At 41.9% G+C, this 12,942-nt stretch carries 10 protein-coding genes and 1 riboswitch; of the genes, 1 reads left to right on the top strand and 9 read right to left on the bottom strand.

Features of this window, described 5'->3' with window-relative positions:
- Nucleotides 1-13 precede the first annotated feature (13 nt).
- The 9 genes from leuC to metX form a co-directional block, all read right to left on the bottom strand.
- Complete coding sequence (leuC, locus tag ACIFPW_RS20750) at nucleotides 14-1,420, bottom strand: 3-isopropylmalate dehydratase large subunit (protein ID WP_430246978.1); 1,407 nt, start codon at nucleotides 1,418-1,420, stop codon at nucleotides 14-16.
- Nucleotides 1,421-1,447: 27 nt separating this feature from the next.
- Nucleotides 1,448-2,554: a 3-isopropylmalate dehydrogenase gene (gene leuB, locus ACIFPW_RS20745; protein ID WP_430246977.1), complete on the bottom strand. Its 1,107-nt coding sequence runs from the start codon at nucleotides 2,552-2,554 to the stop codon at nucleotides 1,448-1,450.
- A 16-nt stretch (nucleotides 2,555-2,570) separates the two neighbouring features.
- Nucleotides 2,571-4,112, bottom strand: a complete 1,542-nt coding sequence (locus ACIFPW_RS20740; RefSeq protein ID WP_430246976.1) for a 2-isopropylmalate synthase — start codon at nucleotides 4,110-4,112, stop codon at nucleotides 2,571-2,573.
- Nucleotides 4,099-5,124 (bottom strand): ketol-acid reductoisomerase, encoded by a 1,026-nt coding sequence (gene ilvC / locus ACIFPW_RS20735; RefSeq protein WP_430246975.1) that lies wholly within the window; start codon nucleotides 5,122-5,124, stop codon nucleotides 4,099-4,101. The genes ACIFPW_RS20740 and ilvC overlap by 14 nt, the downstream gene beginning before the upstream one ends.
- 33 nt (nucleotides 5,125-5,157) lie before the next feature.
- Nucleotides 5,158-5,679, bottom strand: coding sequence for an acetolactate synthase small subunit (gene ilvN / locus ACIFPW_RS20730; RefSeq protein ID WP_194218971.1), 522 nt, complete (start codon nucleotides 5,677-5,679; stop codon nucleotides 5,158-5,160).
- A complete protein-coding gene (gene ilvB, locus ACIFPW_RS20725; protein WP_408962576.1) occupies nucleotides 5,676-7,397 on the bottom strand; it encodes an acetolactate synthase large subunit in 1,722 nt (573 codons plus the stop codon). The genes ilvN and ilvB overlap by 4 nt, the downstream gene beginning before the upstream one ends.
- Nucleotides 7,398-7,770: 373 nt before the next feature.
- A complete protein-coding gene (gene ilvE / locus ACIFPW_RS20720) occupies nucleotides 7,771-8,676 on the bottom strand; it encodes a branched-chain-amino-acid transaminase (protein ID WP_430246974.1) in 906 nt (301 codons plus the stop codon).
- An 868-nt stretch (nucleotides 8,677-9,544) separates the two neighbouring features.
- Complete coding sequence (locus tag ACIFPW_RS20715; RefSeq protein WP_430246973.1) at nucleotides 9,545-10,843, bottom strand: O-acetylhomoserine aminocarboxypropyltransferase/cysteine synthase family protein; 1,299 nt, start codon at nucleotides 10,841-10,843, stop codon at nucleotides 9,545-9,547.
- Nucleotide 10,844: 1 nt separating this feature from the next.
- The gene (metX, locus tag ACIFPW_RS20710; RefSeq protein WP_430246972.1) at nucleotides 10,845-11,933 is read right to left on the bottom strand and encodes a homoserine O-acetyltransferase MetX; all 1,089 of its coding nucleotides are present in this window, start codon (nucleotides 11,931-11,933) and stop codon (nucleotides 10,845-10,847) included.
- Between the two features lie 150 nt (nucleotides 11,934-12,083).
- Nucleotides 12,084-12,194: riboswitch (SAM riboswitch) on the bottom strand.
- 214 nt (nucleotides 12,195-12,408) lie between these two features.
- On the opposite strand from metX, the gene ACIFPW_RS20705 reads away from it, so the two are divergent.
- Entirely contained in the window at nucleotides 12,409-12,834 is a 426-nt protein-coding gene (locus ACIFPW_RS20705) for a TlpA disulfide reductase family protein (RefSeq protein WP_430246971.1), read from the top strand.
- The last annotated feature ends 108 nt before the right edge of the window (nucleotides 12,835-12,942 follow it).

Below are 12,942 nucleotides of genomic sequence, written 5' to 3'. Positions count from 1 at the left end.
CGTCTCACTCCTTTTACACTACAAGAGGTTTTATTTTTCTAGCGTCTGTAAATCGGCCTTCAATGGCAGCAGCTGCAGCCATAGCTGGGCTGACAAGATGTGTTCTAGCGCCATTCCCCTGACGCCCTTCAAAATTACGGTTAGATGTAGACGCGCAGCGCTCGCCTGGTGGAACAATGTCATCATTCATCGCAAGACACATGCTACATCCTGCTTCTCGCCACTCAAACCCAGCTTCTTTAAAGATTGTATCTAACCCTTCTGCTTCAGCTGCATCCTTCACTGATTTAGATCCAGGTACTACGAGAGCTGTCACACCTTCATGAACTTTTCGACCACGAACAATATCAGCAGCTGAGCGCAGATCACTTAATCGTGAATTCGTACACGATCCGATGAAAACATATTGAATATCTATATTCTGAATAGGTGTTCCCGGTTTAAGATCCATATAGGCAAGTGCTTGCTTAATTGCTTTTTGGTCACCTGGATCTGCATAATCCTCAGGGAAAGGAACGCGAGCATAAACAGAAGATCCCATTGAAGGATTCGTCCCCCATGTTACTTGTGGCTCGATTTCGTCAGCTCCAATTTCGAGCACTTCATCATACGTTGCCCCTGGATCAGATGCGAGCTCTTTCCACTCAACAACGGCTCGATCGAAATCTTCTGGAACATGTCTTTTTCCTTTTAAATAGGAAAAGGTCGTCTCATCTGGGCTAATAAGCCCTGCTTTTGCGCCAGCTTCAATCGACATGTTACAAACAGTCATACGTTCTTCCATTGTCATATTTCGAATCGCTTCGCCTGTGTACTCCACAACCGCGCCAGTACCTGCATTAACACCAAATTTAGCAATAACAGCAAGAATTAAATCTTTAGCTGTCACCCCAGAACCAAGGCGTCCGTTCACACGTATTTCAATTGTTTTGGGTCTTGATTGCCATAGCGTTTGAGCAGAAAGAACATGCTCTACTTCACTCGTTCCAATCCCAAAGGCAAGGGCACCAAACGCCCCATGTGTTGAGGTATGACTGTCACCACAAACGATCGTTTTTCCTGGCTGCGTTAAGCCTAGCTCAGGACCAATGACGTGAACAATCCCTTGATCTGGATGATTAATATCGGCGATTTCCACTCCAAATTCATGACAGTTCTCTTCAAGCTTCTCCATTTGAACTTTTGATACAGGGTCATTAATAATATGACGTGCAATGGTTGGAACGTTATGGTCCATAGTAGCAAAGGTTAAATCTGGTCTTCTTACACTTCTATTATTCATCCGCAGACCCTCAAATGCCTGCGGAGAAGTTACTTCATGAACAAGATGCAAGTCTATATATAGGAGATCCGGGCTACCTTCTTCTTCATGCACAACGTGTTTATCCCAAATCTTTTCAATAATCGTTTTCGGCTCCACACCCATCCTCCTCTTACCTGTTTGTCATTAAGCGTATGCTTCCATGATGCCTGCTGTGGCATCCGCTTCTTCTAATTGATAAATCACTTTCTTGATCATAGCGTCTGTCCCAAGTGCTTTCGGCGAGCCATTTGCAAGATCATTCGTATAATATCCGGCATCAAGTACTTCTTTCACAGCCTTTTCGATTGACTCCGCTTCTTCATTCATATCGAATGAATACTTCAGCATCATTGCACTTGATAAAATCATCGCCAGTGGATTCGCAAGATTTTTCCCTGCGATGTCTGGCGCTGAACCGTGTACTGGTTCATACATTCCAAAACCGTCGCTACGAAGACTTGCGGAAGGCAACATTCCAAGTGATCCTGTGATCATCGAGGCTTCATCGCTCAAAATATCTCCAAATAGATTCTCCGTTACAATAACATCAAAGTGAGCCGGGTTTTGAACCAGTTTCATTGCTGCCGCATCGACAAGCATATGCTCCACTTCTACTTCAGGATAATTCTTCGCTTTTTCTTCAACGATTTCTCTCCACATTCGGCTTGATTCTAGAACGTTCGCTTTATCTACGCTCGTTAATTTCTTGTTTCGCTTACTTGCAGCTTCAAATCCCTGATCCACAATACGTTCGATTTCTTCTCTTGTGTAATGAAGCGTATCAACAACTTCTTTCCCATTTTGACGACGCTCACTCGGAGTACCGAAGTACAAACCACCCGTTAATTCGCGAACAATTAACATATCCACACCTTTAATCCGATCCGGTTTAAGTGGAGATGCATCTAATAGACTTTCAAATGCCGTCACAGGACGAAGGTTCGCAAACAAGCCTAGTTCTTTTCGAATACCAAGAAGACCTCGTTCAGGACGAAGATGGCCAGGAAGAATTTCCCACTTAGGACCACCGACAGCACCTAGTAGAACAGCATCGCTTTCCCTACAGATACGCAGTGTTTCATCTGGTAGTGGCGAGCCATCCTCATCAATAGCAGCCCCTCCAATTCTTCCCTGTTGAAATTCAAACGTATGGCCAAATCGATCTGCCACGGCATTTAGAACTTTCATCGTTCCTTCCATTACTTCTTTACCAATTCCATCACCGGGTAATACCGCAACTTTTCTCTTCATCCTTCTAACCTCCCTGTTAGACGTGCGCTTTTTTATTAACTTGATAGCTTTCACGAGCAAGAACGCGATTCACTGCATTCAAGTAAGCAATAGCGGAAGATTCAAGAACATCCTGCGCTGTGCCGCGACCATTCGACTCAACCCCGTTATACATGACTCGCACATGAACTTCAGCAAGAGCATCTCTTCCACCACCGACGGAATTAATTCGATAGTCCTGAAGCTGAAGTGTGCCAGGAATCATTGCTTCAAGCGTGTTATAGATCGCTTCTACACTACCCGATCCTGTTCCAGCTTGTTGAATCATGGTTCCATCAGGCTTCTCAATTGAAATAGTAGCCGTCGGAATGTTTGCAGTTCCATACTGTACTTGAATACTATGAATCTCATATTTATCAACAAATTCATCTGTTTGAATATCAGTTAACAATGCGAAAAGGTCATCTTCCGTAACCTGCTTCTTCTTATCAGCAAGATCTTTAAAGTCTGCAAATGCCTCATTAATCTTCGCTTCGTCAAGTTCAAAACCTAAATCCTTCACTTTATCTCTAAAGGCGTGACGGCCAGAGTGTTTTCCAAGAACAAGACTATTCGACTGAACACCGATAAGCTGTGGACTAATAATTTCATAGGTTGTTTTTTCTTTTAATACCCCATCCTGGTGAATTCCTGATTCATGAGCAAAAGCATTCGCCCCAACAACTGCTTTATTACCAGGAACCGCCATGCCAGTAAGCTTGCTGACAAGGTTGCTTGTTCGTTTAATTTCATCAAGCTTCAATCCTGTTTCTGCTTGGTAGAAATCATTGCGAATTCGAAGCGCAACGGCAACTTCCTCAATTGCTGCGTTACCAGCGCGTTCTCCAATACCATTAATCGTTCCTTCTATTTGAGTCGCGCCACATTCAATCGCAGCTAGGGAATTCGCTACCGCCATCCCTAGGTCATTATGGCAATGGGCAGAAAGATCAACGCCCTCAATATTCGGAACATTGTTTCGCAAATAAGTGAACAGTTCTCCGTATTCCTGTGGACTTCTGTATCCAACTGTATCTGGAATATTAATGACAGATGCTCCTGCATCAATCACTTCTTTAATAATCTTTGCAAGAAAGGAGCGGTCGGAGCGGCAAGCATCTTCTGCTGACCACTGCACTTTCGGGAAAAATTTCTTGGCATACTTCACTGCTTCAACTGCTGTTTCAACTACTTCATCAGGCGTCTTCTTTAGCTTGTGAGTCATATGAATGGGAGACGTTGCAAGAAAAACATGAAGTCTTGGATCAGCGCCACCTTTTAAAGCATCCCATGCTGCATCAATGTCTTTCATATTCGCTCTCGCAAGACCGGTAACGGATACATCCCTTACAGTATCAGCAATGTTCTTCACACCCTGGAAGTCACCTTTGGAAGCAGCAGGAAAGCCTGCTTCCATAATGTCGACTCCAAGTCTCTCAAGCTGCTTCGCGATTTCCAGCTTCTCTAATGCATTCAGATTGACTCCGGCTGACTGTTCTCCGTCACGAAGCGTTGTATCGAATACATTAATCTTTCGCACTAGCAACCACTTCCTTCTTTGATTTTGGTTTCACGAATGGCATCATCGCACGAAGCTCTTTTCCTACTTGCTCGATTGGATGATTCTTCTCTTTCTCGTTGATCGCGTGGAATTCTGGACGATTTAGTTTATTTTCTAGGATCCAGCCCTTCGCAAATTTACCTGTTTGGATATCTTCAAGAATATCTTTCATACGCGCTTTTGTATCAGCATCAACAACACGTGGTCCAGATACGAAGTCCCCCCACTGAGCTGTGTCAGAGATCGAATAACGCATACCAGCAATACCATCTTCATACATCAAGTCAACAATAAGCTTTAGCTCGTGCAAACATTCGAAGTAAGCGACTTCTGGTTGATATCCCGCTTCCGTGAGCGTTTCAAATCCAGCTTTTACTAGTGAGGATAATCCGCCACATAGGACCGCCTGTTCACCAAAAAGATCTGTTTCAGTTTCTTCTTTGAAGGATGTTTCAAGTACCCCAGCACGAGCACCGCCGATTCCTTTTGCATAAGCTAGTGCAAGCTCTTTTGCGTTACCAGATACGTCCTGATAAACACCGAATAGTGCTGGAACCCCTGCACCATCTTCAAATGTTCTTCTTACAAGGTGTCCAGGTCCTTTTGGAGCAACAAGGAAAACATCCACATCTGATGGGGGTACAACTTGATTGAAGTGAACGTTAAACCCGTGAGCAAAGACTAGCGCATTTCCAGCACGAAGACCTGGTTCGATTTCCTCTTTGTACACTTCAGGCTGATACTCATCTGGAAGAAGAATCATGATAACATCTGCTTCATCACTTGCTTCCTTTACTGTTTTTACATCAAAACCATCTTCCTCTGCTTGATTCCATGAACGCCCTTTACGTAAGCCGACTGTTACATCAAAACCACTCTCGCGAAGATTTAGTGCATGCGCATGACCTTGAGATCCGTAACCAACTACTGCGATTTTCTTTGCTTTTAGCATTCCCTCGTTGATATCACCGTTATAGTATACTTTTGCCATTTTCATTCATCCCTTCATATTTAGGTTTATTAGTTAATTTAAAATGGAATACTGCTTCAAATCTGTTACTGACTTTTGACTTCCTCTTGGGAAAGCCGTTATACCTGTTCGAACCATTTCCTTAATGCCATATGGCCTAAGAAGGTCTAGAATCGCTTCAATTTTGTCGGAGTTACCCGTTACTTGTACGGTAATGCTCTCTCGACTGACATCGATGATAGAAGCCCTAAACGGCTCAATAATTCCTGAAATCTCACTTCTAATTTGGGCGTTACTTATCACCTTAATTAACGCTAATTCTCGGACAACGATAGCTTGATCCGTTATATCAGTTACTTTCAAAACATCAATCTGCTTATTGAGCTGTTTGATCAGCTGCTCAATCTTCGCATCACCGTCGACATTAACGACAAAGGTCATTTTGGATACCCCTTCTGTCTCGGTATGACCAACCGTTATGCTTTCAATGTTAAATTGCCGCTTGGTCATCAACCCCGTAATGCGGTTTAGAACACCACTTTGGTTAATCACTGTTGCAGTTACGATTCGTTTCATGGTTTCACCCCAATCATCTGATGAAGCCCTTTACCAGGTGCAATCATTGGATATACATTTTCCTTTCCAGCTACTCTACAGTCGATCAAAACTGGATCTCGGTGAGAAAAGGCTTCTTCAAAAACAACTTTTGCTTCTTCTTCATTGGTTACTTTAAAAGATTGGATACCGTAAGCTTCACCAAGCTTCACAAAATCTGGCTGTACAGGTATAAGGGATTGAGAATAGCGTTCTTCATAAAAAGCTTCCTGCCACTGCCTCACCATTCCAAGCGTCTGATTGTTCATGATGACTACTTTCACAGGAAGGTTTAACTCTTGGAGAGTCGATAGCTCCTGTAATGTCATCTGAAATCCCCCGTCTCCCGTAAGAGCCACAACCGTTTGTTCAGGGAATGCGAGCTGTGCTCCAATCGCGGAAGGGAAACCAAAGCCCATCGTGCCAAGTCCACCAGATGTTACCCATCGGTTGGCATCTGCAAATGCGTAGTACTGAGCCGCCCACATTTGATGTTGACCAACGTCCGTCGTAACAATAGCGTCTCCCTTCGTGTATTCATGCACGAGTTCAACTACTCGCTGTGGAAGAAATTCCGTTGAAGATGTTTTCTTCCAAAGTGGGAAATCTTCACTATTTTGAGTTAGCACCTTACGCCAATCCTCTGTATCTGGAACTGGTGAATCAATATCTAGAAGCTTCTTCAATGCCTCTCTTGCATCAGATACGATTGGAATCTGAGTAGGAACGTTTTTCCCAATTTCTGCAGGATCAACGTCGATGTGAGCAACCGTTGCATGAATGGCAAAATGGTCAAGGTTACCTGTTAATCTATCATCAAATCGTGCACCAATGCTAATTAACAAGTCACATTCATAAAGTGCCATATTCGCTGTGTACGTTCCGTGCATTCCTCCCATTCCAAGGAATAGAGGATGATTGCCAGGGTAGCTTCCTAAACCAAGTAATGTATTGATGACTGGAATGCGATGCTTCTCAGAAAAAGCGACGAGTTCTTTTCCTGCATTCGCGTGGAGAACACCAGCTCCAGCTAAAATCACCGGTTTCTTTGCTGCACCAACCGCATCCGCGAGCTTCTTGATCTGCAAAATGTTTGGCGAGAAAGTTGGCTGATAGCCGGGTAGATGAATAGTAGAATCATAGCCGGGTGAAATGGTTTTGTTCGCCACATCCTTAGGGATATCAACTAGAACTGGACCGGGACGTCCTGTTGTTGCAATATGGAACGCTTCTTTAATAATTCTTGGTAGATCCTGAACGTCACGCACCTGATAATTATGTTTTGTAATTGGTGCTGTAATTCCCATAATATCTGCTTCTTGAAAGGCATCTGTACCAATCACCGTACTTGCAACCTGCCCAGTGAAGATAACCAGTGGTAATGAATCCATCATGGCATCTGTAATCCCCGTTACGAGGTTTGTTGCTCCTGGACCTGATGTTGCAATAACTACACCAGGTTTCCCACTAACCCTCGCATATCCTTCAGCCGCATGAATGGAACCTTGTTCATGCTTTGAGAGAATGTGTTTAATTGGCGATCGATAAAGTGCATCATAGATCGGAAGAACTGCTCCTCCCGGATATCCGAAGAGAACTTCAACATTTTCTTTTTTTAAAGAGTCAATCAATACGTCTGCCCCGGTCATTTCCGCTGTTACCGCTTCGGCTTCTGGTTTAGCCTTCGCCCGCATATTCATACCCTCCAATGCTTTATTGTGTTGCACGCCTCCGTTCGATAACGGGTTTGCGTATTTCACTGTTTATTACTAATAAAAAAAAGCCTTCTCATCCCTACGCCGCTTTTTTTACGGTCCATAGGGGCGAAAAGACTTCACGGTACCACCCTACTTTGCGACAAAAAGATGCCGCCTCATGAGCAAACTGCTCGTTTTGATAACAAGTGTTTTTAGAACACTTGGCTGATCCTATGTTACTTGATTCAGATCAGCACTCGGAGGGGATGTCGATACAGGGGGTAATACCGGCTTCCACCACTACCGGCTCTCTGGTTAATACCAATTCCTGTTTCTTTTGCCTCGTCATCGATTATTGATATTTATTTTGTAAGAATTATCCTGCTTGAACGTCTCGTTTTGAAGGGTAAACACTGACACCATCGACAGTGACGATATCTCGAAATGCTCCAAGCAACTCGTTCGTCGTTTTACCCGGCTTTGCTTCACCAATTTCTCGACCATCTACTTTTACGACCGCAATAACTTCAGCAGCTGTTCCAGTTAGGAACACTTCATCTGCAACATAGACATCATGACGTGTGAAAGTTTCTTCTCTCATGTCATATCCCTTTTGTCTTGCTAATTCCATAATGGCATTTCGCGTAATTCCTTCTAATGCACCAACATATCCAGGCGGTGTTTTGATCACATTGCCTTTTACGATGAATATATTATCAGCTGATCCTTCAGCGACATATCCCTGATCATTTAACATTAGAGCTTCGCTGACACCAGCTAAATTCGCTTCGATTTTTACAAGAATGTTATTTAAATAGTTGAGCGATTTAACCTTCGGACTTAAGACATCCGATCGGTTTCTTCTACTTGCTACCGTTACAATATCAATTCCTGTTTCATATAATCGCTTAGGGAACAAGGCTAGTGATTCTGCAATAACGATCACTTGAGGTTCCTTACATGTGAAAGGATCAAGTCCCAGGTTCCCAACTCCGCGTGATACAACAATGCGGATATAGGCATCCTGAAGGTTGTTTTTCTTCAGCGTTTCCACAATAATGGCGGTCATTTCCTCCATAGTGTGCGTTATTTTAAGCATAATTGAATGAGCTGAATCATAAAGCCGTTGTAAATGATGTTCTAATCGAAAGACATTTCCGTCATACATGCGAATTCCTTCGAATACCCCATCGCCATAGAGAAAACCATGATCGTATACAGATACTTTGGCATCTTCTTTCTTCACAAATTCTCCGTTAAGGTAGATCCACTGTTCACTCACCTTGTTCACTCCTTTCTGTTTGTTAAGTAGACGCAGTAAAGCGTTAGTGTTTAATGATAGGACCAACGTAATCCGGGGTCCTAATTGTGTGTTTGAGTTATTTGAATACTTTGTTTAATTGAGGATTATATTACGCCGGTTTGGACTTAAGGTCAACACCTAAAATATAAGTTTTTTGATAATTTCGATATATCAATCTATTTGGAAACGCTTACAACGTTGATATGCGTGAGATTTAATCACACGAAAAATTTTTAATTATAAATTCAATAAAACGCTTACAGTTTTAGTTGTTTTATGACAAGGAAATTTAAAAGAAAGATCTGGATCCATCTGTACCTTTTCTTGGCCAAGCCCTCTCCTGATCTTTAAACCATTCCCAAAAAATTTTAAATATATCTTATATACTTTACACCTGCCAACGCCATACGCAGTGCTATCTTCTGTGAGAATTCCTATACTGAGCTATAACTCATTCAAGTATAAACCTGGATTGTTCTAATTATTTTATCCAATTTGATACGAATTGAATGAAACAACAAACCTATCTCAATGAGTAGCATCATAGCGAAGCTCTCGTTTTTATGAAAAAGCATAGTAGAAAAAATCACGACTCGATTTACTTATTGAAAAAAAAAGATTAAACTAGTAACGACCAAACGGCTTAGTCCTCTTTCGTAATTGACCATTGCATCACCAAAAAGGTAAGCTTTCTTTCTGTATGTTTATTTACAGTTGTCATGTGTATATATGATGAGCTTTGAAGACTAGCCATCTTAGTCTCTCATTCAACATTAGACTTAATGAAGTAAAAAACTGCTAAACTAAAAAAAGCTCTCTTCAAATGGAAGAGAGCTTTAGTGCTGAATTATACGTTAGCTTCAACTTTTGCTTTTGCAATGGCCTGATCCAGGTCAGCAATTAAATCATCAATATGTTCAATTCCAACAGATAAACGAATGAGGTCATCTCGCACACCGGAAGCTGTTAGCTCTTCCGCACTTAGCTGCTGGTGGGTCGTGCTAGCAGGATGAATAATTAAACTTTTCGCGTCTCCCACGTTCGCTACATGAGACCAAAGTTCAACTGAATTAATGATTCCTGCTCCGGTTTCGCGTCCTCCCTTTATTCCGAATACGACGACAGCTCCAGCGCCTTTAGGTAGATACTTTGGCACCAATTGATTCGATACGTGATCCTCATCTTCAGGATAGCTCACCCACTCAACTGCCGGATGATCTTTTAAGTAAGAAACGATTTTTCGAGTATTTGCAATGTGCTCTTTCATACGAACATGGAGTGTTTCTACACCTAGGGCAATTTGAAAAGCGTTAAATGGACTAAGCGCAGCACCTGTATCTCTTAGGAGCTGGACCCTTGCTTTCACGATATACGCGGCTTCGGGTAGCGCTTCTGCGAATACTATGCCATGGTACGTGTGATCGGGTTCGGTGAAGCCCGGGAACTTAGGTGAATTCCAATCAAATTTACCACCATCGACAATAATCCCTCCCATTGTGGACCCGTTTCCGCCAAGCCATTTTGTGGCGGAATGAACGACGATATCTGCTCCATGCTCAATTGGTCTACAAAGATACGGAGTAGCAAATGTATTGTCTATAATAAGTGGGATTCCAGCTTCATGTGCAATATCTGCTACTTTTTCAATATCTAATACATGTAGACCCGGGTTGCCTATCGTTTCTGCAAAAATAGCTTTCGTATTTGGAGTAATGGCTGATTTAAATGATTCCAGATCTTCAGGATCAACAAAATTGGTCTTTATTCCGTATTTCGGAAGTGTAGCAGAAAAGAGGTTATACGTTCCACCGTATAAAGTCGAAGCAGATACAATTTCGTCTCCGCTATTGGCTACATTTAGAATGGCAGTTGTAATGGCAGCCATACCACTTGCAAGAGCTAGTGCTCCAACACCACCTTCTAGTTGAGCAATACGTTCTTCAAGTGTACCGACTGTAGGGTTGCCGATGCGCGAATAGATAAACCCTTCTTCCTTTAAGGCAAATAAATCGGCTGCGTGATCAGTATTATTAAATCGATAAGCATTCGATTGATAAATCGGTAGAGCCCTTGCGCCTGTAGCTGGATCAGCTTGTAAACCTCCATGAATTCCAATTGTCTCCAAATTATATTTTTTCTCTGCCATTTCACTTCACTCCTTCGATATTTTTAGTTAATGTTACTTGTTCCTTTATAAGCGGTCCCCATTTATCAAACTCAACGAGAAATCCATCATGACCAAATTTCGTGTTGATTAAATAAAACGGAGAAGAATGAGCTTGAGCAAACAATTTTTCTAAATCTTCTGGAGGATAGATTAAATCCCCTTTAAATCCAATAGCAAGAATGCTCGCTTTAATGTTCTTGATGATGGATATAAGATTACCTCGCCCTTTACTAATATCATGTGTGTCCATTGCCCTTAATAAATACAAATAGCTATTTGCATCAAATCGGCTTACAAGCTTATTTCCTTGATAGTGTAAATAAGATTCCACTTCGTACTGTGCTTCTTTATGATTTTCTTCTGAAGTTTCGATCGCCGCTCGACCGAATTTTTTTTGAAACATTTCATCTGTCCGATAAGAAATCATACCGATCATTCTTGCAGTTGCAAGCCCCGATGTTGGCTGGTGATGAGGATCGTAGTATCCATCCTTCCAATCAGGATCGTTTGTAATAGCAAATCTAGAAATCGCGTTATAAGCTATTCCATACGTATTTAAGCTTGGAGTTACTGCAAGTGGAATCAGATGCTCCATTCCATCTGGGTAAAGGGCACCCCATTCAAGAACCTGCATTCCTCCAAGTGATCCACCAATCACAGCATGAAGGTGATCGATACCTAACACTTCAAGTGCCTTTTTCTGTGAGTGCACCATATCTCTCACTGAAACAAATGGGAAGTCCGCTTTATACTGTTCTCTGGTGACTGGATTAATCGATAGCGGTCCTGTAGAACCGTTACATCCTCCAAGAACGTTAAACGTTATAACTTGAAATTCGGAAGTATCGATATAGCCATCCTTTCCTATTAATCCTTTCCACCAGCCGGGCTCCGAATCACCAATTGTATATTGATTTCCTGTTAATGCATGACAGACAAGAATAACGGGAGCGTCTTCTGGTCCAACGCGTTCATAAGCGAGTTCTACTTCATGTAGCGTCTCGCCCGACTCAAGTGTGAACGATCCAATCAATACGTTCTGAGCTTCGTATCTCGTCTCACTTTCCAAACCCCTATCACCCCTTTCGAGCAATCCATCTTTATTCATTAAGGCTATAATAATGAGCCATAAATCTAGAAACAATGCTATAAGAAAACGTCGCTTCAATATAAAAAAACCTCTCCGAAAGACAGAGAGGCTTGATTTATTCATCAGCTCCGCTTATCTTTCAGGATTTCTCCTGCAGGATTTGGCACCTTTTCAAACCACAATTGGTTTGACGGTTGCCGGGCTTCATAGGGCCAGTCCCTCCGCCTCTCTAGATAAGTAAGAATATTTTGTTTTTGTTTAATTGAGTTTATTTTAGCAAGGTGGCGCATTAGTGTCAAACACTTTTTTCGGAATTATCATTCTTTTCATTTTTTTAAAGAATGTCTAAGTTAATCCAAATTATCGTGAAACAGAGCCTACAGTGTATTAAGTTTGATTAGAATCGAATTTTTGATAAAGTAGCCTTAGAATAATTTTGAAGAGGTGATTGATAGTGCAAGCGCCGTCCTTTGCGTTAGAAGAAGTACAAAGCGGAGAAATCATCAGCTTAACGGACTTCAGGGGGAAACCAGTTATGATTACATTCTGGGCTTCCTGGTGCCCCGATTGTATGAAAGATTTACCGATGAAAGAACAGTTCTACCAGCATGCAGATACTGATACATTAGCATTCTTAACAATTAACGTGACAGGTCGTGAACGGTCAGAAGAAGCCGGTAAAGATTTCACGATCAAAAACAATCTTCCTTTCCTCGTTTTACAAGACAGTGGACGAGAAACTTACGACAAATTTGGTTGTACAGGTGTCCCAACAACTGTATTGCTTAATCAAGATCATCAAATCGCACATGTGTTCGATGACAAATCATCATTTCTTGATATCGCAAAGGCATTGCCCGACATCATGACATCAAAATAAACACACCATAAAAAAAGCCAGAGGGATCCCTCTGGCTTAAAATAATGAAAATAAAATAAATAATAGCATGTTGCGTTATTTGTCTTTTTTATCTTTCTTATCTTTCTT

Source organism: Pseudalkalibacillus sp. NRS-1564 (assembly GCF_050467905.1).
Classification (GTDB): Bacteria; Bacillota; Bacilli; order Bacillales; family Guptibacillaceae; genus Guptibacillus; species Guptibacillus hwajinpoensis_B.
The sequence above is the reverse complement of the archived record's forward strand: the minus strand, read 5'-3'. Positions and strand labels throughout refer to the sequence as shown.

Coding starts and splice junctions, on each gene's coding strand:
- ilvB (WP_408962576.1), bottom strand. CDS start 7,397: ATGAATATGCGGGCGAAGGCTAAACCAGAAGCCGAAGCGGTAACAGCG.
- ACIFPW_RS20715 (WP_430246973.1), bottom strand. CDS start 10,843: ATGGCAGAGAAAAAATATAATTTGGAGACAATTGGAATTCATGGAGGT.
- ilvC (WP_430246975.1), bottom strand. CDS start 5,124: ATGGCAAAAGTATACTATAACGGTGATATCAACGAGGGAATGCTAAAA.
- ilvN (WP_194218971.1), bottom strand. CDS start 5,679: ATGAAACGAATCGTAACTGCAACAGTGATTAACCAAAGTGGTGTTCTA.
- leuB (WP_430246977.1), bottom strand. CDS start 2,554: ATGAAGAGAAAAGTTGCGGTATTACCCGGTGATGGAATTGGTAAAGAA.